The sequence below is a fragment of the Atopobacter phocae ATCC BAA-285 genome (assembly GCF_000526675.1).
In the GTDB taxonomy this organism is placed as follows: domain Bacteria; phylum Bacillota; class Bacilli; order Lactobacillales; family Aerococcaceae; genus Atopobacter; species Atopobacter phocae.
In genome coordinates, this window is record NZ_JAGN01000011.1 from 12,965 (window position 1) to 37,224 (window position 24,260).

Consider the following 24,260-nt stretch of genomic DNA (forward strand, 5'->3'; position numbering starts at 1 on the left):
GTAGACGATGAATCAAAAACAATCACAGCAACCATATATTGCGATCAACTGGAATCAAATGGAAGATATGATCGACAAGTTAACGTGGGAAAAGCTAACTGAACAATTTTGGCTAGACACACGTATTCCACTATCAAACGACTTAGATGACTGGCGAACTTTTTCAAAAGAAGAAAAAGATATGTTTGGTAAAGTCTTTGGCGGGTTAACACTGCTCGACACGCTCCAATCAGAAGATGCAATTGAGCGACTACGTCAATCGGTTCGTACACAACATGAAGAAGCCGTGTTAAATAATATTCAATTTATGGAATCCGTTCATGCGAAAAGTTACTCTTCTATTTTTAGTACCTTAAATACTAAAACGGAAATTGATGACATATTTAAATGGGCAAATTCTAACGAAGTCATTCAATTCAAAGCTCTACGAATTAATGATATTTATAAAAATGGAACCGATCTAGAAGCAAAGGCAGCTAGTGTCATTTTAGAGTCTTTCTTATTTTATTCGGGGTTCTTTGCGCCACTTTATTATCTAGGTAATAATAAAATTCCTAACGTCGCTGAAATTATTAAATTAATTGTTCGTGATGAATCCGTTCATGGAACATATATTGGCTACAAATTCCAAATCGAATTTAATCAACTCGATGAGAAAGAACAAGAAAAACTAAAAAATTGGGTCTTTCAAACATTGTATGAATTTTATCAAAATGAAGTAAAATTCACGCAAGAAGTTTATGATCCAATTGGATTGACCGAAAAAGTAAAAACTTTTATTCGTTATAATGCAAATAAAGCTTTACAAAATTTAGGGTTTGATCCGTTATTCCCAGATACAGCGGATGATGTAGATCCGATTGTGATGAATGGTATTTCTACAGGATCAAGTAACCACGACTTCTTTAGTCAAGTTGGAAATAGTTATTTGTTAGGCCAAGTTGAAGCCATGGCAGATGATGATTATACAAATTGGTTATAAAATGAGTGTGAAATGAGGAAATAGTAAAGCCTTTTCATATAGATTTGTTACAGGACGCGAATCTGTGTGATTCGTACAATGAAAACATTAAGAAAATAATGAAAAATAACATTTTTACTGTACTAAAGGTAAGAATGTTTGTAAAATGTATATAACAATGATAAAGGAGAGAGAATATGGCTTTAATGAAAGAATTAACGGATAAAGTAGTTGGGAAAGGTGTGCGCATTGTTTTTCCAGAGAGTTTAGACAGCCGCGTTTTACGTGCAGCAACTCGCTTAAAAGCTGATGACATCTGCCAACCTGTAATGTTAGGGAATCGTGAAGCAATCGAAGCATTTGCAGAAAAGCAAAGCTTAAATATCTCAGGATTAACAATCGTTGATCCATATGATTACGATAAATATGATGAAATGGTAGAGAAATTCGTTGAACGCCGTAACGGTAAAGCAACGAAAGAACAAGCTGAAGAATTATTACGTGATGAAACATACTTTGGAACAATGCTTGTTTATATGAACGAAGCAGACGGATTAGTTTCAGGTGCTATTCATTCAACAGGTGACACTGTTCGCCCAGCGTTACAAATTATTAAAACACGTCCTGGTGTAAGCCGTACAAGTGGAGTGTTCTTATTGTTAAAAGGGACAGAACGTTACTTAATGGGAGACTGCGCAATTAACATTAACCCAACAGCACAAGAATTGGGTGAAATTGCAGCAGAAACAGCAAAAACTGCTGAGTTATTTGGTATTGATACAAAAGTAGCCTTGTTATCCTTCTCAACAAAAGGATCAGCGAAATCACCAGATGTTACAAAAGTAGCAGAAGCAACAAAAATTGCTCAACAAATTGCACCACAATATGATTTTGATGGCGATCTTCAATTTGATGCGGCTTATGTTCCAGCCGTAGCAGAATTAAAAGCACCTGATTCAAAAGTAGCTGGTCAAGCAAAAGTATTTGTCTTCCCAGAAATCCAATCAGGAAATATCGGCTATAAAATTGCACAACGTTTAGGTGGATATGAAGCGATTGGACCAATCTTGCAAGGATTGAACCGTCCGATTTCTGACTTATCTCGTGGTAGTACAGAAGAAGATGTATATAAAGTAACTATTATTACAGCTAACCAAGCATTGATGGATTAAAGAAAGATATTAATCCTATCAGACTAATTAGCATATAAAAGACTGTCTCCGATGAGGCAGTTTTTTTGTGTGCGAATACTTCAATTTAAAACGTGTTAAATGCATGAATATTTAGGCGTTTCAATTGAAATCATCATGCCCTTATAGAATTATGAATTGAATCATATGTTATAGGAAATTTGTGTTAAAATAGAACTGATTACGTAAATGAGAAAGGGAGGATCAATCCCATGCAAATGAATAGTACACATCATGAACAAACTGAATATTTTGGAGAACAATTAGGGCAGATTATTGAACCAAACACAGTGATTGTACTCGTTGGCGATTTAGGGGTCGGTAAAACAGTATGGACAAAGGGTCTAGCCAAAGGATTAGGCATAACTGACTTGCTAAAAAGTCCCACATATACCTTGATTCGTGAATATCAGTCAGGTCGACTACCGTTATATCATATGGATATGTATCGTGTGAGTGAAGATGAAGCAGATGTTTTAGGTTTAGACGATTATTTTTATGGTGGTGGAGTAACAGTAGTTGAATGGCCACAAAATATTGCCGATTATTTGCCCAGTGATTACTTAACCATTCGAATCGAACGTGTAGGCAGTACAAATGAAGAACGTCTTATTCAAGTAATGGGTGAGGGTCCGACAGCAATTGCATTGATGAATCAGTGGCAACAAGCTGTTAAAACTGAGGAGATGAATGATGACTGAATCGCAAGCCATAGTTTTTAGAGAAGCAGGACCTAATGACGCTAGTCGCCTCCTGCAATTTAGTCGTCAAATAGGAGAAGAAAGTGACAATTTATCATATGGATCAGAAGGATTACCTTATTCCCCAGCATTTTTATCACAAGTGATTACTGATTCAAGTGATTCACGATATCAATTGTGGCTACTAGCTTGTTTAGAAGAGACCGACGAGATTGTTGGACAAGTGGTTATTGGTCATATAAACGAGAGCCGTATAGCACATATTGGCGAATTAGGATTAGCTGTTTCAGCTGAATATTGGGGACAAGGCATTGGTCAAGCGTTGCTTGAGGAAGCGATATACTGGTTTGAAACGTATAGCGCGTTAGAACGCCTAGAGTTACGCGTTTTATCAATTAACGAAGCAGCAAAACATCTCTATTTAAAAATGGGATTTGAAATCGAAGGACAATTAAAAAAAATCAGTCGAATAAATGACCGATTTGTTGATGGTGTCTTAATGAGCTATATAAGAAAGTAATACGTACCTAGAATCGTGACAAGTAAAACACAGAAATTCAAAATAAAAAGTAAAGTTTTAATGAAACGATCTGGGACGATAAAAGTAAAAATAAACGCAATTACAGCTAATGAATAGCACAATATAAACTGCCATAAGCTAGTAGGATGTAAACGAATGAATGTGCTATAAACAACAAGTAAATGGCCGATAGTAGTTAATAATGCTTGGCGTCGTTTCTTTAAATTTTGTGGATGGTATGGTTGCATACGAACTCCTTTCAAAGATTAATGGAATTTGAGTTGATCTAAATTAAGAGTTTCAAAAACTAACTATATGTAGTTTATCATGAAAATAAAAAAAGGGAAAAGAAATATAGGAGGGGTAAAAATGAAACGCATTGCATTGATTGGATACAGTGACACGTTACATTACTTATATTTGCCGATTTTACAACGAATTGAAACCCCAGTTCAGTGGTACCTTCATGAAGAAAGTCCAATGTTTTTAAATCAAATGATTCAAGCGGTAGCAGAACATGTGGTATGTGAGACCGTCGATGATTTATTTGCTCATGAGTTAGATGGAGCGATCATCGCACGCCAAACAGCAGATTATCGACGAATAAAATTCACTTTGATTAAACAAGGTATTCCGGTGTTTACTATTCCGCCGTTGGAACAAGATATGATTCAACTAGAGCGTGATTTGAATGCAGCGGAACGGTTTAATGGTTTTGTTATGCCGAGCTATGTGAATCGTTATTCCGAAATGATGAATGTTTTAAGAGATATCCCTGAAAAGAAACATTTATCCTTAACACAACGTTTTATTAATTCGCGTCGTTTAGTTGAAGAAGCGGTGTGGGGAGACTTTAGTGAAATGTTACATACAGCTTTTTATATTATTAACGAACCGATTGAAAAAGGGTCATTCCGCATTCGTAAGAATGGCATGTATTTAGAAGAGTTGACGGTGTACTTAGAATCTCAATCGATGTCCGCTCTTTTAAGATTAAACGAACAGTCCGGAACACAATACCACGAAGCGGTTGTGGAAAGTTTAGGTGGAATGCATACCCTTAATAATTGGCAAACACTGACGATTCGGCAAGGTAGTGAAGTAATTGTCGTAGATAAAGATCCATGGGAAAGTATGCCCCATCGTTATGGCATTGAATTAGCGATTCAAACATTCATTGAACATTTAGATACGCCAACACAATGGCCCATATCGAAAGAAAATATGTTAGAAACTTATCAAATTTCTAATCGAATCACCTCAGCATTGTCGACGGAAGGTTACTTGACCTTTAAACACACAATGTAATCAATCAATAGGAGGATAAACAATCGTGAAAGAAAAGATTCAACAAGCTTTTCCAAACGTAACGATGTATTTTGATGAATCATTAAGTCGTTACACGTATACTAAAACGGGTGGCCCGGCAGATATTTTAATTTTCCCATCTAATCGAAAGGAAGCCCAAAATATTTTAACGTGGCTCAATCAAAAAGATATTCCAGTAACTATTTTAGGGAATGCCTCCAATGTCATTATTAAAGATGGAGGGATTCGTGGGGCAGTAGTGATGCTGAACCAAATGACCGAAATAACGATTGAAGATTCACGGTTGACGGTTGATGCAGGAGTAAAATTAATTGATGCAAGTGAAAAAGCACGTGACGCCTCTTTAACAGGGTTAGAATTTGCTTGTGGTATACCGGGATCAGTCGGTGGAGCAGTTTATATGAATGCGGGAGCATATGGCGGTGAAGTGAGTGACGTATTAGTGAGTGTAGATGTCATTCATCCAACAGGTGAAATCGAAACAATTAATGCGCCAGACTTTGACTTTAGTTATCGTCATAGTGCGTTTCAAGCAACCGATGATTTGATTATTCGAGCAACTTTCCAACTTCAACCAGGTAATCAAGCCGATATTATCGCTAAAATGGATGAATTAACAGTCGCACGAGAAAGCAAACAACCATTGGAATACCCAAGTTGCGGAAGTGTATTCAAACGTCCGGTTGGTCATTTTACAGGACAATTGATTCAAGAGGCTGGATTACAAGGCCATCGAATTGGTGGAGTAGAAGTTTCTACTAAACATGCCGGCTTTATGGTAAATGTCGATCACGGAACGGCAAGTGATTATATTCAACTGATTCGTTTTGTTCAAGGGGAGATCAAACGAATTAATCAAGTGGATTTAGAAACAGAAGTACGAATCATTGGAGAAGATCCTTTGGCGACGAATGAGTAAATACAATACAGTTGACAGAGCAGTTTTCAATGATAAAATAAAGTGATTTGTTTATAGTCAATTCAAAATAAAAAAGGTGAAGGAGTGGTGTCAGTGACGCAAAATATGATTGAATTTCATCAAGTAGCAAAATCATTTGATGGAAATAAGGTGTTAAAGGATATTTCATTTTCAATTGAAAAGGGTAAATTTTACACGCTACTAGGTCCTTCTGGTTGTGGCAAAACAACTATTTTGCGCTTAATAGCAGGATTTTTATCCGCTGACACAGGAGATATTATTTTAAATGACGAGAAGGTAACGGATTTACCGCCGAACCAACGTCGGGTGAACACGGTCTTCCAAGATTATGCATTGTTTCCACATATGAACGTGGAAGATAATGTCGCATTTGGATTAAATTTGAAAAAAGTTCCTAAAGATGAAAAAACAAGACGTGTACGTGAAGCCTTAAAAATGGTTCGTTTGGAAGGGTATGAAAAACGTCAAATTCACGAAATGTCGGGAGGACAACGACAACGGGTAGCGATTGCGCGCGCTATTATTAATGAACCGGATGTATTGTTATTAGATGAACCGTTGTCTGCTTTAGATTTAAAATTGCGAACAGAGATGCAATATGAATTGCGAGCTTTACAACAACGTTTAGGTATCACCTTTGTATTTGTGACACATGATCAAGAAGAAGCCTTAGCGATGAGTGATTATGTCTTTGTTATGTCAGATGGCCGAATTGTCCAAAAAGGAACGCCGTTGGATATTTATGATGAACCGATTAATCATTTCGTTGCAGATTTTGTGGGTGAAACGAATATTTTTGACGGTACGATGATTGATGATTATTTAGTCAAATTTTGTGGAGAAGAACTGAACTGTGTGGATGCCGGAATTCCTAAAAATGAAGCGATTGAAGTGGTGATTCGACCAGAAGATATCGAAATTGTACCGATTGATGAAGCTCAATTTGTTGTAGAGGTACATTCCCAATTATTCCGAGGTGTGCATTATGAAATTAATTGTACCGACCAAAGTGGTAATTCATGGATGATTCATTCAACGAAACAAGCCACCGTTGGAACGCAAGTGGGTATTTCAATTACACCACCAGCAATTCACGTTATGCGCTTTAATGAAAGCGAGGAAGAATTCTATCATCGTCTCGAACGATACAGTAAGGAGGATGACACACGTGAAGAAGACTTTTAAGATGTGGGGGGGCGTCCCTTACGTCCTATGGTTATTACTGTTCGTCATTATTCCGATTGTTTTAGTTTTTTATCAATCGTTATTTAATTTAGATGGAGAATTTACGTTTCAAAATTACGTCACTTACTTTAATTCGTGGACCTATTTACGAATGACATTAAATTCGATTGTGTTTGCGGCATTAATTACTTTTGTGACGCTTATCATTGCGTATCCAACCGCTTATTTTTTAACTCGAGCAAAGTATCAATCGTTATGGCTCTTATTATTAATTTTACCGACATGGATAAACATTCTTTTAAAAGCTTATGCGTTTATCGGGATTTTTAGTCAATCAGGTTTAGTGAATCAATTTTTAGGGTTTGTGGGATTTGCACCGAAACAACTGTTATTCACTAATTTAAGCTTTGTATTAGTAGCAGCATATATCGAATTGCCATTTATGATTTTACCGATATATAATGCTTTATCTGATATTAGTCCGAGTTATCAAGAAGCGTCACGTGACTTGGGAGCGACGAAGTGGCAAACCATTCGCCATATCATGTTTCCATTATCAATGGGGGGCGTTAAAAGTGGTATTCAAGCCATCTTTATCCCTTCACTTTCTCTTTTCATGTTAACGCGTTTAATCGGAGGAAACCGAGTGATTACATTAGGAACAGCTGTAGAACAACATTTCTTAGTCACACAAAATTGGGGAATGGGTTCAACTATCGGGATTGTTTTAATTGTAACGATGGTTCTCTTTATGATTTTCACGAAAAAGAAAGGAGGACGTAACGCATGAATCAAAAAAATAACTGGCTGGCTAATGCCTATTTAATGCTCGTCTTTATCGTGTTGTATACGCCCATCCTTTTTCTAGTCGTCTATTCCTTCAATGCGGGTGGGACGATGAATCACTTTACAAGATTTACAATTGAACATTATATTAATGTGTTCCATGATACGCGTTTGATTTTAATTGTGTTAGATACATTAATAGTAGCCATTTTGTCAGCGACTATCGCGACCATTATTGGGACGTTAGGATCGTTGTTAATTTATGAATTACGAAACAGACGGTACCGAGAAGTTATTTTGAACTTAAATAACGTGTTGATGGTTTCACCTGATGTTATTATTGGAGCGAGTTTATTAATTCTATTTACAGTTTTAGGATTTCAATTAGGATTTTATTCGGTTTTATTAGCACATGTGGCCTTCAATGTGCCAATCGTTGTAATCATGGTTTTACCACGATTAGATGAAATGAATCCGTCTTTAATAACAGCAGCTCGTGATTTAGGAGCAACGCCACGAGATGTTTTACGTCACATTACTTTACCTTTAGTCATGCCGGGTATTTTAAGTGGATTCTTTATGGCATTTACTTATTCACTCGATGATTTTGCGGTGACATTTTTCGTGACGGGTAATGGATTTACTACTTTATCGGTTGAGATTTTCTCAAGAGCACGTCGTGGGGTATCGTTAGAAGTTAATGCATTAAGTACACTCATTTTCTTGTTATCCTTCGTGTTAATTATTGGCTATCATGTGATTAATCAACAACATTTAAAACGATTGAATGTGATGAAACAACGCAGTCGCTTAGAAGAAATGCCTGGAGGTGACGACTGATGAAACGTGCAAGCTTATATTTTATGCTATTAATGGGAAGTGTTATTTTACTTATGGGTGGCAAATACCTTCTTAGTCATTCGTCACAATCTTTTGGTAGTGAACGATTAGTTATCTACAACTGGGGCGATTATATTGATCCTGAATTACTTAAAGAATTTGAGAAAGAATATAATTATAGTGTTGTCTACGAAACGTTTGATTCAAATGAAGCGATGGTAACAAAGATAAAACAAGGTGGAACGCAATACGACATTACAGTGCCTAGTGAGTATAAAATTCCTGAAATGATTAAAGATAAATTGTTACTACCTTTAGATCATTCGAAAATTAAAGGGATGGAACATTTAGACAAACAGTTTGTCGGCATGCCATTTGATCCTGACAATAAATGGTCACTACCTTATTTCTGGGGAACGGTGGGTATTGTTTATAACGATTTGATGGTACAAGAAAAAGATATTCAATATTGGCGTGATCTTTGGCGACCAGAGTTTAAAAATTCGATATTAATGATTGACGGGGCACGTGAAACAATAGGAATTGGTTTACAACGTCGCGGCTATTCATTGAACGAAACAGATTCCAAAATATTGAATCAAATAGCGAATGATTTAGGTGATTTGATGCCTAATATTAAAGCAATCTTAGCAGATGAAATGAAAATGTATATGAGTCAAAATGAAGCAGCGATTGCGATTACTTATTCAGGAGAAGCAGTCGATATGCTCGATCAAAATGAACATTTACATTATGTGTTACCAAAAGAAGGTTCCAATATTTGGACAGATAACATAGTCATTCCGAAAACGGCTCGTAATCTTAAAGGAGCGTATGACTTTATTAATTTCATGTTACGTCCTGATATTGCGGCGAGAAATGCCGAATATATTGGTTATTCAACACCTAATAAAGAGGCATTTGACTTATTACCAGATGACATAAAAAATGACCCACAATTTTATCCTTCACGTGAGTTGATGGAACAAATGGAAGTTTATAAAACATTAAGTCCTGAAAAGATGAATGAATATAACGATCTCTTTTTAGAAATGAAAATGAAGTAAAAAAAGCCTAGTCAACAAGCTGCTATAAGCAATTTGTTGACTAGGTTTTTCTGTTTGTAATAAGAAAAGATTAAAGCGGTTGAAGATCTAATCCGACAATTTCTTTTAAATAGTCGTACCACGTTCCATTTAGATCAGCTTCTTTTAATTCACGAATCCGCAATGGATCTAAGGATAATAAATAATGAAATTGTCCACTGCTGGAGTAAGCAACAAGAGCTTCTCCATCCTCAGATCCTTGAAATTCAATTGCTACTTTCGGAAAAACTTTGCGCGCTTCTAATTCTAATTTTCTCGTGTAATATTGGCGCTCGTTAATGTATTGATCAACTTCTTCATCTGGAATAAGATAAGCATCCACACGTGTCATGTGTTCATGACGTTTAGTATATTGAAATCGAGTAGCAAACTGCTTATAAGGTAAATGACGTTGTTTAGCCCAGTTCACAGTAGCTTCGTCAAATACTAAATCGGTTTTAAGCAAATCATTGACCGTACAAGCACTTAAAAGGGTCATGATATGTTTAATTTCTTCTTTCCACACATTAACTTCTTCAATGGTTTGCTCCACACCATGCTCATGAATAAACTTCAACCAGTAGCCAGAAATGCCGACCCATTGAGCGCCCATCGCTAATGCTTTGACGACGTCCATTGGTGATTGAATGCCACCTGATGCAATAATTGTTGGCCGACGATCATTAGGAATACGTGACGCTTCAAGTAATGCCAGCGGAGTTGGAATCCCCCACGTATTGAAATTGGATTGAAAATGGTGACGGCGTCTTGCATTTTCAATTTGAGCAAAATTCGTTCCCCCGGCACCACTAATATCAATCGTATGAACGCCTATTTGATTGAGTAAATCAATCGTTTGATAGCTCATACCAAACCCAACCTCTTTGACTATAACAGGAACGGAAACACCGTGAACAATCGCTTCAATGCGATCTAACCATTGTTTGAATGCACGGTCGCCTTCAGGCATGACCAATTCTTGAGCCGCGTTAATGTGGATTTGCAAAGCATTTGCTTGAATTAAATGAACAGCTTCTTGAGCCTGCTGGACGGTATAATCGGGGCCTAAATTAGCCATTAAATAACCATTCGGATGAGTGGAGCGAATAATTTCATAACTTTTAGCATGCATTGAATCTTTTAAAGCTTGACTCATGGAGCCAGTAGCCATGGCCAAGCCCGTTGCTTCGGCCACTTGTGCGAGTTGTTGATTGATTTTAAATGCCGAGTCACTACCACCTGTCATCGCATTGATAAAGAAGGGGCTAGAGTGTTTCTGATGAAGAACTTCAACGGATGAATCAACAGCCTGAACATCGCATTGAGGTAAGCCGTGATGAACAAAACGAACGGCCTGTTCAAAAGTTAAATTTTGATGATATTTTTGTAGTGCAAGCGTTAGATGGTCATCTTTTCTCGAATTGCTCATAATTCTACCTACTTTCTTAATCAATAAAAAACGACTGTCCGCACAGCTAAGATGGGATCAGCCGACTGCTATTAAAATGCTAACGGTGTAATTTGTTTATCTTGCCAATTTTGTTTTAACTCATCTGCTCGATGAGCTTCCTGAGCAGGATAAAAACAAATGCCACAATCGCCACCACCCGCTCCACTAGATTTCGCTGCGAGTTGGTGCGCTTGACTTAGTTGAATCAACTCCTGTAATGGAGGCGTTTCTAATGTAATATGATGCTGCGCTGTATACTGTAAAAGTAGTTGACGAAGTTGCGCAATATTTTCTTTAATGCTGGACCAATTTCCGTGTTCTAATGCAGATTTTAAATCTAAAACATAGCGATCAGATTGTGCGCCAAACATTTCGTCGGTCAACATTAAATTGCTTTGAACATCTTCTAATTCGTCGAGTGTATCCGTAGTTGATGCGGGTACGCCGGTCCATCCGACTAACATTTGAATGGACGGATGAATCGTAAATGGTCGAATTTCTAAGCTAGGCCAAGTAATTTCCAATAAGGTTAATAAACTAGCACCATGGGCTAATTGATTTCTAACCCAATCTCGGTCGAAACTCGAATATAAAATAGACTGTTCAAAAGTAGATGTCGCCAAATCACCGGCTGAACCATTATGATTAATGCGTAAATGGCTAATGGCAGCTAATTTAAAGATATTCAAAGGTTGATCCATAAAATAATCTAATCCATAAAATGCTAATGCAGCTTTTACGGTTGCAACAGTAACAGCGCCACTTGATCCTAAGCCATATTTGACGCCATCTTGTCGATTTAATTCGCTCGTCACATTTAAATGGTAGTAACGCGCATCTAAATCGAGTTCATGGACTAGTTCTTCAACGACTTGTAGTGCCGCAACAATCAAATGATAAGGATTTTCCCGTTGATCTAACACCAGTTGTCCTTGACGACGATACCATTTAACTGGCATCTGTGTAAATAAAGGGGAATGAATTGAGCCGGATTGTGTACTCGGCGTAATTTCAACATGAATACGCTGAGGAGTGGGGGTGATTAATGCTAAATGTTGTGGTTGAACCACTGCATATTCTCCCGCTATATACAATTTTCCCGGGGCACTCATTTTAATGGTCATGAGATGTGTCTTCCTCTCTTGTTGGATAAAGTGACGCCCATTCATCTGCTGATAGTTGGCGCATACCAGGTCCTGCTTGTGTCAAAATTAATTGATCCGATGAATAATGTTCAAGTAATGCTTGACGAACACTTTCTAATTCAGAACGTTTCCCTAAAACTTTTAAGTTCGGACCAGCATCTAAAGTATAGTAAATATGATGGCCTTGTTTACGTAATGCTTGAATGATTCGAATGGCATGAATCGTTTCAGGTTCAAAATAAAAGAATGGGGGATTGGCACTAAACGTCGTTGCGTGCATTTTCATGGCACTGTGTTCAGTCAATTCGCCCACTGTTTGAAAGTCTTGACGATAAATAGCTGCTTTCATTTGTTTTAAATCTTGAGCAGCTGTTTCCACCCAATTAGTATAAAAAGGAGACGTTTCTACGGTATGTTGCATGCCTACTCGACTAGAAATATCTTTCTTTTGACGAGTTAAAATCATGACCAACATGCCAATGTCCCATTGTGCATCATCAATTGGAATGGCTTGACTTGTTTCATCATCAACGCCCATCTCCCACTCAACAAACCCACCAAATAAACTGCGTGTTGCACTACCGCTACCACGTCGGGCAATACGAGAAAGTGCTTGGTGATCCAATTGCCAATTGAAAGCTTGCGCAATCGCCCCAGTTAAGGCCGCATATGCTGAAGCAGAACTAGCTAGACCAGCTGCAGTAGGGACAATATTATGACTAATAACATGTGCTTTTAAGTCAGTCTGTTCTTTTTCACGAATAACATTTAAAAAGCGTACTAATCCATTAATTTCATCTGAAGGTTGTAGTTCACCATTAATCGTTAAAGTATCTTCAGCAAAACTAGAATCAAAAATAACTTGTGTATCGGTGTAGAACGCATCAAGTGTTAACGATAAACTGCTATTCATTGGTAAAAATAATTCATGATCTTTTTTACCCCAATACTTAATTAATGCAATATTTGTATGGGCACGAGCATATCCAATTTTTCTTGTCATTATAAGCCTCCTGTTCTCGTATCAGTACATGCTAAAGGGGGGCAACCCATGTGTTTGCCGCACCTGCTGATTCAAGTTGTTTTGCAATCGCTATTGCTTGTGGCTCGTTTGTCGCTAAAGCAATTAGGCAGCCACCTAAGCCGCCACCAGTTATTTTAGCACCTAACGCACCGGCTTGCCGAGCACATTGAATATATTCATCAATGACCGGTGTTGAAATTCCTAATTGTTGTAAGGCAAAATGATTATCATTTAATAATTGACCTAATTGTTCTAATGAGCCGACTTGAATTGCTTGCTCACCAGCGCCGACCAGTTCTTCAATTCGTTGAATCGCTTGAATGACGTTAAAATCGCCTTGTTCATAACGATCCCTTACATGATTAACGGCTTGCTTTGTCTGTCCAATCATACCAGAATCAGCAACAATTAAAAACCCGTTTGGCAAATCAGGTAAAATACGAATCGGTTCTGTCCGACTAATACGAATCGGTTCTGTCCGACTAAAACGAATCGGTTGCGTTTGTGTCATGAGAAAACTATCAATCCCACTAGGTGAACCATGCGCAATGGTTTCAGCTTGATCTACAAAGTGAAGTAATTGCTGATCAGATAGAGGCGTTTGATGATAGTCAAAAAATGCTCGAGTGACAGCACTACTCACTGCAGCCGAGCTGCCCATGCCACGTTCAGGTGGAATCGTTGAATTAATATGTAAGTTAAACGGTGTCTCATGTGAAAAATGATCTTTAAGTAGTCGAACTAAGTGATATAGACTACTGATAATGTCAGGTAATTGTTCAAATAAACCGTCATAGAAAGAACTGTGTAATTCAGAATGACCCGTATGTTCAGTTAGTGTGGCTACGGTTTCTACCCGCTGAAATGGAACGGCAATGGCAGGTGTACCATAAACAACTGCATGCTCACCCATTAATATAATTTTACCATGTGCACGACCAATTCCTTGCCGCATTTCTTCACCCCGTTTAATCCATTAAAATATATTTTTACATTATTAGTTTAGCATGTTTTGGATGGAAACAAAGTCATCTGTTTGGAATTAAAGATTATTTTAATGTTTTTTATCCGATAAAACAAATGAACGATACAAAATATTGAAGAAATTTTTACAAAGGATATAGCATATAAAAAATAGTAGATAACTACTAAAGGAATGGAGCTAACCGAATGAAAGTATGTTAAAATAATAAGGAATCTTAGGGAAGGGGCAATGAAATGGTCCGAACAATCTATCAATCGTTTGAACGTGAACGGTGGAAACATCTCCAGTCACATTCAGAAGTGATGATATCACAAGAACGATTAGTCGAGTTAACATCATTGAACGACCGAATCGATCAAAATGATGTGGAAGAAATATATTTACCATTATTAGGCTTACTTGATTGTTATCGTAAATCTTTTTTAACATTAAAAAACAAAAAAAATGAATTTTTAGAAATGCACAGTCGCCGCTCACCATTCATTATTGGAATTAGCGGAAGCGTAGCGGTAGGCAAGAGTACAACTGCCCGATTAATTAAAACATTACTCGAGCGGGCTTACAGCGAGCAAGAATTAAAAGTGGACCTATTAACAACAGACGGTTTTTTATATTCAAACCAAAAATTAGAAACGTTGGGCTTAATGAGTCGTAAAGGCTTTCCAGAAAGCTATGATATGAAACGACTTTTGAACTTCTTAACACAAGTAAAAAGTGGCGAAAAAAATATTCAAGTACCAAAGTATTCACACGATATTTATGATATTATTGAAGGGGAATATGACGTGGTCGACCGCCCAGATATACTGATTGTTGAAGGGATTAATGTCTTGCAATTGCCTGCCAATCATGAAATATTCGTCAGTGATTTCTTTGATGTTAGTTTGTTTGTTGATGCAGATGAAGCGTTAATTGAAAAATGGTATTTAGAACGTTTTAAAATGCATTTGACGCGAGCAAAAGACGATCCAAGTAATTATTATTATCACTACGCGATAGGTGATTGGGGTGCTGCTTTTGACATGGCCGCCACTGTTTGGCGTCAAATTAATTTAGTTAATTTACGTCAATTCATCAAACCGACGATGGGACGTGCAGATATCATTCTGCATAAAACAGATAACCATCTCATTGACAGAGTTTCTGTCAAGGTATAAAACGAGGGAGGAAATTATGACAACCGATTTCAGTACACTTGAAAAAATTATCGTATTAGATTACGGCTCTCAATATAACCAGTTAATTACACGACGTATTCGTGAATTAAATGTGTTCTCGGAGTTATTATCTCATCGTATTACAGCTGAAGAAATTAAAGCCATGGGACACGTAAAAGGGATCATCTTGTCAGGTGGCCCAAATAGCGTATATGAAGAGGGCGCCTTTACGATTGATCCAGCCATTTACGAATTAGGTATTCCAGTATTAGGTATTTGCTATGGGATGCAATTAACGACACATATTTTAGGTGGGACAGTTGAAGGGGCAGATCATAAAGAATATGGTAAAGCAACGGTTAACATTTTAAAAGATAACCCGTTATTTGCTGGATTACCAACAGAACAAACCGTATGGATGAGTCATGGCGATTTAGTCAAAGAAGTGCCTGAAGGATTTGAAATTATCGGTCGCAGTGCAACAGGTGTTAACGCGGCAATGATGGATGAGTCACGTCAAATTTACGGTGTTCAATTCCACCCAGAAGTTCGTCATTCAGAGTACGGACATGATTTATTAAAACATTTTGCTTTTGATATTTGTCACTGCTCTGCTGACTGGAGCCTAGGCAACTTTATTGATATAGAAGTTGAAAAAATCCGCGAAAAAGTTGGTGACCGAAAAGTATTACTTGGTCTATCAGGTGGAGTTGACTCCAGCGTGACAGGTGTTTTATTACATCGCGCAATTGGTGACCAATTAACATGTATCTTTGTGGATCATGGTTTACTGCGCAAAGGTGAAGGTGACGCAGTAATGGAAAGCTTATCAGGTAAGTTTGGCTTAAATATTATTCGTGTAAACGCGCAAGAACGCTTCTTAAATAAACTAAAAGGCGTTAGCGATCCAGAGCAAAAACGTAAAATCATCGGCAATGAATTTGTCTATGTGTTTGATGATGAAGCTGCTAAATTAGATGGCATTGATTTTCTAGCACAAGGGACGTTATACACTGACGTCATTGAATCTGGAACAGAAACAGCGCAAACAATTAAATCACACCATAACGTGGGTGGATTGCCTGAAGATATGGCATTTGAATTAATTGAGCCATTAAATACGTTGTTCAAAGATGAAGTACGCGAGTTAGGGATTGAATTAGGGATGCCTGAAAGCTTAGTATGGCGTCAACCGTTCCCAGGACCTGGTTTAGGCATCCGAGTATTAGGCGAAATTACAGAAGAAAAACTAGAAATCGTCCGTGAAAGTGATGCTATTTTACGCGAAGAAATCGCTAAAGCCGGTTTAGATCGTGATATTTGGCAATACTTTACAGTATTACCAGGCATGCGTAGTGTTGGTGTCATGGGTGACGCTCGGACGTATGATTACACAGTCGGCATCCGTGCCGTTACATCTATCGACGGAATGACCAGTGACTTCGCGCGCATTCCATGGGATGTGTTACAAGAAATTAGTGTCCGTATCGTGAACGAAGTTGCACACGTTAACCGAATCGTGTATGACATCACGAGCAAACCACCAGCAACGATTGAGTGGGAATAGTTGTAAAAAGTGAATTTTCGTTGAAGTGTCAATGTTTGTTTATATCGGTGGTACTAAAACGGTACTAATTGATAAATCGAACGATATAAAGAATTATGTAAAGCTTTTTAAAAAATGGACCGCAAGCGTGAGCTTGCGGCTTTTTTGTATGTAGACATCTTCTAAAAACTAGATTGTTAGAATAAATTAAAAATCTTATGGTTTTGATATGAGCTGTCATTTAATAAAAACAATTTGTTTGATACAATGATTTTTAATAAATAAAAGATTAAATTTTCACAACAATTAAAGTTTATTTAGAGCGAAAGAGTAATAGATATAGTTTTTATATGATTTCAAAAATGCTAGTAAAGGATGACTTGTTTAGTGTACTTTCATCATCAGATGAAAAAAACTCTTTACTCCTGCTTGTTAGATCGCATAGGTCTATCTACTAAAATTTGATAAATTGTATCCTGATTTAGCACATGTTGGTATAGCTTTTACAGAAATAGTGTATGGCGATAATAGTGTCCAATTTGAACTAAACTTAGAGGAGTTTACATGGTCGCAATATATTGACGATATAAACGTGGATGGAGGAAGTTTCGAAGAGGACCATTTAGGTCAAGAAACCGCTTTGAAAAATATGATTACACAAATGAATCTGTCAACTTTTGATGATTTTGTATTTGTGAGTGACAAGCTTATTATGGAAACTCTTGGTTTAGAACTCGATGAAAAAGGCAACTTTTATGATCCGTTAGCTAGTGATTTAGATAACGGTGGTATTTCAGATCGATATGACCATGATTTCAAGGATTCTGATTACTTTGAATCGACTTACGATGTAGGTGATAATCTTGACAAGAAAGAAAATAAGCCTTCTATCTTAGGGCAGATAAAAGCTTATCAAAATACGAGTAACGAAAACAAAGATAAAGTAGCAAAAGAAAATACACAGGAAAGATAAGGGGCTAGAGATAGCTCCTTTTATTAATTATGAGGAGGATGATTCAATGAGTTACAAAGAGATGAGAAAAAACATGGAAGAAATGGCCAATAATAACTATCAAGACTTTGTAAAAGCGTTAATTAGCTACGAGAAAGGGATTAATGATGAAAAAGCTTTGGATAGTTTATATGAGGAGTTTATGGCCAATGATACTCAAGGTTTATTAAGTGAAGAATTTGATTACTCAATAGATAATCTTAAAGAACAAGGCTTACTACAAGAAGAAGCTACCATAAAGGAAGAAAGAGATGACCTAATCAATGTTGTAGGAAATCTTATCAAAGATCCAGAACTATTAGAGATAAAGGATAATCAAGGAGAGAAACTCAAGGTGGTTAACTTTACCTTGGTTTCTAATGATAAGGAGGGAGGGAAGAATTATCACTCTTGTTCCGCTTATGGAGAAAAAGCAAAAGGAATGGAAAACCTTAAACAGGGAGATTTTATGAAAGTGTTTGGACAAACAAAGACAACACTAGGTGCTGATGGAAAAGAATATACAAATATAAAAGTACTATCATCAAAACTTTTAAAAGCAAAAGAGAGAGATCAGGAAAAAAGTCCTAAAAAAGAATCCAAACTTGGAGCAATAAAGAAGTACAAGGCAGATGATAAGGGTAAACAAACGAATAAGTCAGATAAAAAATAGAAACAGAAAGATAATATTGGCGGTGTGGTCTTCGGACTTCACCGTTTTTTTGTTGTTTAAATTATCATTAGAGTGTAAAAAGGAAAAAGAAACGTGGTATAATAGAAGAGTAAAAATTTGAGAACTCATAAGGAAAGTTGGAAATCATGAAAATAAAATACAATGGATTATGGAAGATATTAATAGATAAGAATATGAATAAAAAAGATTTGGCAGAGCTTACAAGGATATCACCTTCAACCATTGCTAAAATGAGTAAGGGAGATTATGTTTCATTAGATGTACTTTACAGAATTGGACAGGCTCTTGGAGCAGATTTTGGTGATATGATTTCTATGGATATGGAGGAGGATATGAAAAAATGAGTAATTTATCACAAATTAAGCGTCAAGAAATGCTTGATTATATTAATCAACTTAAAGAAATACACAGTGATGACGAAAGTATTATTGCTTTAAATAATATAGAAAATGCATTAACAGAAAAGAAGTATGGACTCGTTTGGGAGGAACATTCTGAAAAGGTTGATGAAATGCTGGAACATAATATCCCGGTGTTTACTGAAATCGGGGAAATGAAAATAGAGTCTATGGCAAATGAGGAGTTTAATTTTTTACTTGAGGGAGATAATCTTCATTCCTTAAAAATATTAGAGAAAACACACAATGGAAAGATTGATGTTATTTATATAGACCCACCTTACAATACAAAAAATAAAGAGTTTATTTATGATGATTGTATGATAGGAAAAGATGACACATATAGACATTCTAAGTGGATTTCCTTTATGAATGAGAGATTGATAGCAGCAAGAAATTTACTACAGGAAGAAGGAAAAATAATAATAAGTATTGATGATAATGAATTTTCACAATTAAAATTGCTATGTGATGAAGTCTTTGGTGAGCAAAATTTTGTTGCAAATTTACCTACAATAATGAACTTTAAGGGAAATCAAAGCCAATTAGGTTTTGCAGGGATACATGAATATACCTTGGTTTATGCTAAAAATATAACAAAATCTAGTTTTAATGAATTTAATATACATGAAGAAGAATTAGAAAAAAAGTGGTTAGAAGATGAAATTGGATTTTATAAAAAGGGGGCAACGTTAAAAAGGACTGGAAATGATGCTCCAAGAGAAAAAAGACCGACAACATTTTACCCTATTTTGATAAAAGACAATAAGGTTGCTACTATTGAAGAAGATGAGTATCTAAAAATTTATGATAGGGAAAATAAAATTTTTGATGATACTTATCTGAAAGATCTAGAGAAAAAGTATAAAAATATGGGATATAGTTTTATATTACCTATTATAAACGATTATTATGCTTCTTGGAGATGGAGTATAGATACTTTAAGAAGAGATAAATCAGAAGTTATTATAACAAGCAATAAAGATAATATTAATTTTTATAAAAAACAAAGACCAGAACTGGGGGAAATTCCTACAAAAAAACCAAAAACAATATTATATAAAGCTAGATATAGTACTGGAACAGGAACAAATGAGTTAAAAAATATACTAGGAGGAAAAAAATTTGACAATCCTAAATCTGTTGAATTAATTAAGGATTTGTTATATTTAACGACTAATAACAACTCCAAAATACTTGACTTTTTTGCTGGTTCTGGCACAACAGGGCATGCTGTTGCTCAACTAAACAAAGAAGATGGTGGAAATAGAAAATATATACTTTGTACAAATAATGAAAATAAGATTGCTGAAGAAATAACTTATCAGCGACTAAAAAATATACAAGAAGATCTCCCTCACAATCTTAAATATTATAAAACAGACTTTATTAAAAGATTTGGTGATGAGGAAGAAATTTTATCAGATCGACTATTATCACACATAAAGGAAATGGTTGAGTTAGAAAATATGTGTGAAATAGATGGTAAAAATAGAGTCCTTATCTTGAGTCAGGAAGATTTAGAAAGATGGTTTAATGGAGAGATAATCGAAAATTCTAAAGTATACCTACCTTCCTATATTCTATTATCAAGAGAAATTGAAGTTGAGAGTAAGAGAAAAGGAATTAAGTTTATAGATGTACCAGATTATTATTTCCTAAATGAATTAAGGGAGGTAAATGAACTATGATTAGAGAGATTCAGTTATTTGATTTTCAAACCGATGCTAAGAACTATCTTTTAGATAAAACGACAGACAGTAATTCTAAACATAAAATAATATTAAAAAGCCCTACAGGTAGTGGAAAGACAATTATGCTTCTTTCTTATATAGAGGATTACCTTGCTAATGTGGATACGGAAATGATCTTTGTCTGGCTTACACCGGGTAAGGGCGATTTAGAAAAACAATCTCAGGAAAAGATGGAGAAATTGATTCCTAATGCTAAAACAGGGGATATTAGTGATGTTTTATTGCAAGGATTTATTGGAGGAACGACCTATTTCATTAACTGGGAAATGATTACCAATAAGACAAACAATGCTTTAAAGGATACAGAAAAGAAAAATCTTTTTGAAAGAATAGCCTATGCTCACAGAAATGGAAATGATTTTATAGTTGTTATCGATGAAGAACATTTGAACAATACGGTTAAGGCGAATGATGTGCTAAATGCCCTTTCTTCAAAGTATGAAATTAGGGTATCTGCTACAACTAAAAAACTACCAACCGCTGAGTTTTATGAAATTCCAGAAGAGGAAGTAATTAGTAGTGGGTTAATTACTCGTGCTTTATATATCAATGAAGATATTGATATAGATGAAGTAGAAGATATAGAATCGGAAACACTTTTCTTAATTCAAAAAGCAGATGAAAAAAGAAAGGAAATTAAAGAAGCTTATATCGAGCAGGGAGAAAATGTAAATCCTTTAGTGATTATCCAATTTCCAGATATGAGTGAAAGATTGATTGAATATGTAGAAGAACATCTAGAAGAAATGGGATATACTTATAAAAATGAACTTATTAGCAAATGGTTAAGTGATGAAAAGATAAACATTGAACACTTAACAAAGGATGATTATTCTTCTAATTTCTTAATTATGAAGCAAGCAGTATCAACTGGATGGGATTGCCCAAGAGCGAAGATATTAGTCAAGTTAAGAGAGAATATGACGGAAACTTTTGAAATTCAAACCTTAGGTCGTATAAGAAGAATGCCGAAGGCAAGGCATTATGGTGATGATAGACTGGACTTTTGTTTTCTATATACTTTTGATGAGAAATACAAAGAGGCGGCTATTCAGTCTGGTAATGCTTATGAGGTACGTAGAATTTTCTTAAAAGATAAGGCTAAAGATTTTAAGATGATTAAAGAAGTTCGTAATCGTGATTTTGAATATGTAAACGAGAAAGAAGTTTTAGATAAGGCGTATGACTATTTTGTTGAAAAATATAAATTAGGAAAAGATAAAGCAGAGAACAAGAAAACGTTAGAAAATTATGGATATATTTTTGGAACAAAAGTTTTTAGCAAATATCGAAGTGGTAAATTTCAGAAATTAGCTGATATTTCAGATAATAGAAAAGGTGAACACAGAGAGATAGCCTATGAAGTGAGTACGCATGATCATGGGATTGATACCTTACATTCAGTAGATATGATTAAGAAGGTTGTAGGCTTGCCATCAAATAAAATGAAAGCAGTTTTACAACATTTATTCCATAAGATGATAAGGTCGCAAAAGAAACTAGTAGCCTTATCTAATAGAGAATGGTATGCATTTATGATAAATAATGCCTATCAGTTAAAGGAAGATTTCATTGAAGCTGCAAGTCGTCCGGATGAGTATCAGATTCAACTTTTACTAGATAAAAGAGAAGAATATAAGTTACCTTTGGAAGATTTTCAAAAATATCTACCTTATGAAAATGATGTAGAAATTTATGAAAACAATGCTTATGAAGAATATGATACTTCTATGACGACATCAGAGTTAAGGTCTACTAGTGAGCAATTATTTGAATATCATTTAGAAGAAAGAAAAGATATTGATTGGTTCTTCAAAAATGGAGATACGGGAAAACAATATCTGTCAATAGTTTATAGGACAGGATTCAACAAAGAATATCTCTTCTATCCTGACTATATCGTTAGAAAAAAGAATGGTGAGGTTTGGATTATTGAAACCAAGGGTGGAGAAAGCCAAGGCAAGAGTAAAAATATTGATAAACAAGTAGAAAACAAATTTTTAGCATTTAAATCATATGCTGAAAAGGAAAATATTAACTGGGGATTTGTAAGAGATAGAAACAATAGATTGTATATTAATAATACAGAGTATAGTGAAGATATGAGTGATTCAGCTTGGGTGAGCTTAAAGGAAATTTTTTGATTAAGGAGTAATGATGAATAAAATATCAAAACTTACAAAAAGAGATATTTTTGATTTGTTTAACAACGGTATTAATCAGGATGAGTTTTTTGATATCGTAACATATACTTATCAGTATTATGGACGACTTGAGGAGATTGAGTTTCTCGAGAGGTTGTATGATTTAGAAAATATGGAGAGTATGGATTCAAGATTCCCTAATGCAAAAGGAGATATTTGGCAACATACTGTTAATAATGACGACTATCCTGCTAATTGGGTTTTTAAAGATGATAGATTTCAATTGTTAAATGGCGACGATGTAACTTTTCTAGATTTTATTTGTGAAATATTCCATCCAGAGGTTAGAGATGAAGATGCTAATTGGATACTTTTTTTCGATAGAATAAATGAATTATTAAAGTTTGATAATTTCGAGCTCTATGCAAATAAAGAGATTTCTGGTCGAGAGGTTTTTAGTTGGCGAGTTTATTCAGGAAAGGAATTGTTTTTCAAACCTTATTCAATAAGATATGAAAAGCAAATAAAAAATAAAGATATTAAGTTGAGCTTATCGAAAGATGTTAGATATCAAATTTTACAATTATTAAAAGAGTATGATGAACCAAGATATTCCACGGATGAAACCAATTGGAACTACTGGAAGCAACTTAGTGAAATAGCTATGGAGGAAATAGAAAAATTCTATATCCCTAAAAATTCTAAAGAAAATGAGTATGTATTAGCTACAGATTTTGATTACTTTATAGATAACACTTCTCCATTTTCTGTATTAGATATTATTGAGGCTTTTGCTTATTTATTAGAAGATAATAGTGTTTATAGGGAGAGAGTAAATAGTTTATTTGCTCATCATAAGTTAGGTTTAACATTAAATAATAATGGAAAAATCATAAATACTAGTGATAAATTGTTTCGACTTAATTCTGAAAAACCTGTAAGAGAGCCTGGATTAGAAGAATTGTTAGCAATTGCTGAGGAAGAATATATAAAAGGAAATTATTCTGATGCTGTTGAAAAAATATGGGATGCCTTTGAGAGACTTAAAACGTATTATTTCCCTGCATTAGACAAAAGAAAATCTGCTGAAAAATTAATTAATGAATTAAGTTTTAATAACGACTCAATAAAGACGGTATTAGAAACTGAGTTTAAAGCCTTAACAGATATAGGGAATTCATTTTGTATTCGCCATCATGAAAAAATAAAATAGTAATAAAGGAGCAACTTCATTTTAAATACTTTTATAAAAGATGCTTTGCTTTGATATCAATAATTCTAGACAAGCTAGAGTGAGGAGAGTCAAGTCCATAATCTTGTGTAAAATACTATACAATGTTCTATACTCTCTTACTGGTTAAACTTGATATACTTTCTTGTAGAACTGAGCCATTCGTCATGTGTGTCCATCAGGACAGCGCCAATTAACCGATTG

Annotated in this window: 23 protein-coding genes; 18 read left to right on the forward strand and 5 right to left on the reverse strand. The window is 35.4% G+C overall.

Features of this window, described 5'->3' with window-relative positions:
• The first annotated feature begins 7 nt into the window (after positions 1 to 7).
• The 4 genes from nrdF (at position 8) to L866_RS0103100 (ending at position 3,372) form a co-directional block, all read left to right on the forward strand.
• Positions 8 to 982 carry a class 1b ribonucleoside-diphosphate reductase subunit beta gene (gene nrdF, locus L866_RS0103085; RefSeq protein WP_025729060.1) on the forward strand — a complete coding sequence of 325 codons (975 nt, stop codon included), beginning with the start codon at positions 8 to 10 and terminating at the stop codon, positions 980 to 982.
• Positions 983 to 1,158: 176 nt separating this feature from the next.
• Positions 1,159 to 2,133 carry a phosphate acetyltransferase gene (gene pta, locus L866_RS0103090; RefSeq protein WP_025729061.1) on the forward strand — a complete coding sequence of 325 codons (975 nt, stop codon included), beginning with the start codon at positions 1,159 to 1,161 and terminating at the stop codon, positions 2,131 to 2,133.
• Positions 2,134 to 2,363: 230 nt separating this feature from the next.
• Positions 2,364 to 2,852: a tRNA (adenosine(37)-N6)-threonylcarbamoyltransferase complex ATPase subunit type 1 TsaE gene (gene tsaE / locus L866_RS0103095; protein ID WP_156919507.1), complete on the forward strand. Its 489-nt coding sequence runs from the start codon at positions 2,364 to 2,366 to the stop codon at positions 2,850 to 2,852.
• A complete protein-coding gene (locus L866_RS0103100; protein ID WP_025729065.1) occupies positions 2,845 to 3,372 on the forward strand; it encodes a GNAT family N-acetyltransferase in 528 nt (175 codons plus the stop codon). Before tsaE ends, L866_RS0103100 begins: the two co-directional genes overlap by 8 nt.
• Here L866_RS0103100 and L866_RS0103105 read toward each other — a convergent pair.
• The gene (locus L866_RS0103105) at positions 3,357 to 3,620 is read right to left on the reverse strand and encodes a hypothetical protein (protein WP_025729067.1); all 264 of its coding nucleotides are present in this window, start codon (positions 3,618 to 3,620) and stop codon (positions 3,357 to 3,359) included. The two genes, L866_RS0103100 and L866_RS0103105, sit on opposite strands and share 16 nt — an antisense overlap.
• Before the next feature lie 121 nt (positions 3,621 to 3,741).
• On the opposite strand from L866_RS0103105, the gene L866_RS0103110 reads away from it, so the two are divergent.
• The 6 genes from L866_RS0103110 (at position 3,742) to L866_RS0103135 (ending at position 9,519) form a co-directional block, all read left to right on the forward strand.
• A complete protein-coding gene (locus L866_RS0103110; protein ID WP_025729069.1) occupies positions 3,742 to 4,680 on the forward strand; it encodes a hypothetical protein in 939 nt (312 codons plus the stop codon).
• A gap of 22 nt (positions 4,681 to 4,702) precedes the next feature.
• Positions 4,703 to 5,620, forward strand: a complete 918-nt coding sequence (gene murB / locus L866_RS0103115) for a UDP-N-acetylmuramate dehydrogenase (RefSeq protein WP_025729071.1) — start codon at positions 4,703 to 4,705, stop codon at positions 5,618 to 5,620.
• A 93-nt stretch (positions 5,621 to 5,713) separates the two neighbouring features.
• A complete protein-coding gene (locus tag L866_RS0103120) occupies positions 5,714 to 6,826 on the forward strand; it encodes an ABC transporter ATP-binding protein (protein ID WP_025729072.1) in 1,113 nt (370 codons plus the stop codon).
• Complete coding sequence (locus L866_RS0103125) at positions 6,801 to 7,616, forward strand: ABC transporter permease (protein WP_051452849.1); 816 nt, start codon at positions 6,801 to 6,803, stop codon at positions 7,614 to 7,616. The genes L866_RS0103120 and L866_RS0103125 overlap by 26 nt, the downstream gene beginning before the upstream one ends.
• On the forward strand, positions 7,613 to 8,452 hold the full coding sequence (locus L866_RS0103130) for an ABC transporter permease (protein WP_025729076.1): 840 nt from the start codon (positions 7,613 to 7,615) through the stop codon (positions 8,450 to 8,452). Before L866_RS0103125 ends, L866_RS0103130 begins: the two co-directional genes overlap by 4 nt.
• A complete protein-coding gene (locus L866_RS0103135; protein WP_025729078.1) occupies positions 8,452 to 9,519 on the forward strand; it encodes an ABC transporter substrate-binding protein in 1,068 nt (355 codons plus the stop codon). Before L866_RS0103130 ends, L866_RS0103135 begins: the two co-directional genes overlap by 1 nt.
• Before the next feature lie 70 nt (positions 9,520 to 9,589).
• Here L866_RS0103135 and fni read toward each other — a convergent pair whose 3' ends face one another.
• The 4 genes from fni to mvk form a co-directional block, all read right to left on the reverse strand.
• Complete coding sequence (gene fni, locus L866_RS08460; protein ID WP_025729080.1) at positions 9,590 to 10,966, reverse strand: type 2 isopentenyl-diphosphate Delta-isomerase; 1,377 nt, start codon at positions 10,964 to 10,966, stop codon at positions 9,590 to 9,592.
• Positions 10,967 to 11,037: 71 nt separating this feature from the next.
• On the reverse strand, positions 11,038 to 12,111 hold the full coding sequence (locus L866_RS0103145; protein ID WP_025729082.1) for a phosphomevalonate kinase: 1,074 nt from the start codon (positions 12,109 to 12,111) through the stop codon (positions 11,038 to 11,040).
• On the reverse strand, positions 12,101 to 13,135 hold the full coding sequence (gene mvaD / locus L866_RS0103150; RefSeq protein WP_025729085.1) for a diphosphomevalonate decarboxylase: 1,035 nt from the start codon (positions 13,133 to 13,135) through the stop codon (positions 12,101 to 12,103). Before mvaD ends, L866_RS0103145 begins: the two co-directional genes overlap by 11 nt.
• 31 nt (positions 13,136 to 13,166) lie before the next feature.
• Positions 13,167 to 14,111: a mevalonate kinase gene (gene mvk, locus L866_RS0103155; protein ID WP_025729087.1), complete on the reverse strand. Its 945-nt coding sequence runs from the start codon at positions 14,109 to 14,111 to the stop codon at positions 13,167 to 13,169.
• Between the two features lie 263 nt (positions 14,112 to 14,374).
• On the opposite strand from mvk, the gene coaA reads away from it, so the two are divergent.
• The 8 genes from coaA (at position 14,375) to L866_RS08470 (ending at position 24,038) form a co-directional block, all read left to right on the forward strand.
• Entirely contained in the window at positions 14,375 to 15,298 is a 924-nt protein-coding gene (gene coaA / locus L866_RS0103160; RefSeq protein WP_025729089.1) for a type I pantothenate kinase, read from the forward strand.
• Between the two features lie 16 nt (positions 15,299 to 15,314).
• Complete coding sequence (gene guaA, locus L866_RS0103165; RefSeq protein WP_025729091.1) at positions 15,315 to 16,865, forward strand: glutamine-hydrolyzing GMP synthase; 1,551 nt, start codon at positions 15,315 to 15,317, stop codon at positions 16,863 to 16,865.
• Positions 16,866 to 17,313: 448 nt separating this feature from the next.
• The gene (locus L866_RS0103170; RefSeq protein WP_025729093.1) at positions 17,314 to 17,817 is read left to right on the forward strand and encodes a hypothetical protein; all 504 of its coding nucleotides are present in this window, start codon (positions 17,314 to 17,316) and stop codon (positions 17,815 to 17,817) included.
• 46 nt (positions 17,818 to 17,863) lie between these two features.
• Positions 17,864 to 18,508 (forward strand): single stranded DNA-binding domain-containing protein, encoded by a 645-nt coding sequence (locus tag L866_RS08465; protein WP_035446057.1) that lies wholly within the window; start codon positions 17,864 to 17,866, stop codon positions 18,506 to 18,508.
• A gap of 146 nt (positions 18,509 to 18,654) precedes the next feature.
• Positions 18,655 to 18,873, forward strand: a complete 219-nt coding sequence (locus L866_RS0103180) for a helix-turn-helix domain-containing protein (RefSeq protein WP_025729095.1) — start codon at positions 18,655 to 18,657, stop codon at positions 18,871 to 18,873.
• The gene (locus tag L866_RS0103185; protein ID WP_025729097.1) at positions 18,870 to 20,618 is read left to right on the forward strand and encodes a site-specific DNA-methyltransferase; all 1,749 of its coding nucleotides are present in this window, start codon (positions 18,870 to 18,872) and stop codon (positions 20,616 to 20,618) included. The genes L866_RS0103180 and L866_RS0103185 overlap by 4 nt, the downstream gene beginning before the upstream one ends.
• Positions 20,615 to 22,825, forward strand: a complete 2,211-nt coding sequence (locus L866_RS0103190) for a DEAD/DEAH box helicase (RefSeq protein WP_025729099.1) — start codon at positions 20,615 to 20,617, stop codon at positions 22,823 to 22,825. Before L866_RS0103185 ends, L866_RS0103190 begins: the two co-directional genes overlap by 4 nt.
• A gap of 13 nt (positions 22,826 to 22,838) precedes the next feature.
• Complete coding sequence (locus L866_RS08470; protein ID WP_051452850.1) at positions 22,839 to 24,038, forward strand: AbiJ-related protein; 1,200 nt, start codon at positions 22,839 to 22,841, stop codon at positions 24,036 to 24,038.
• The last annotated feature ends 222 nt before the right edge of the window (positions 24,039 to 24,260 follow it).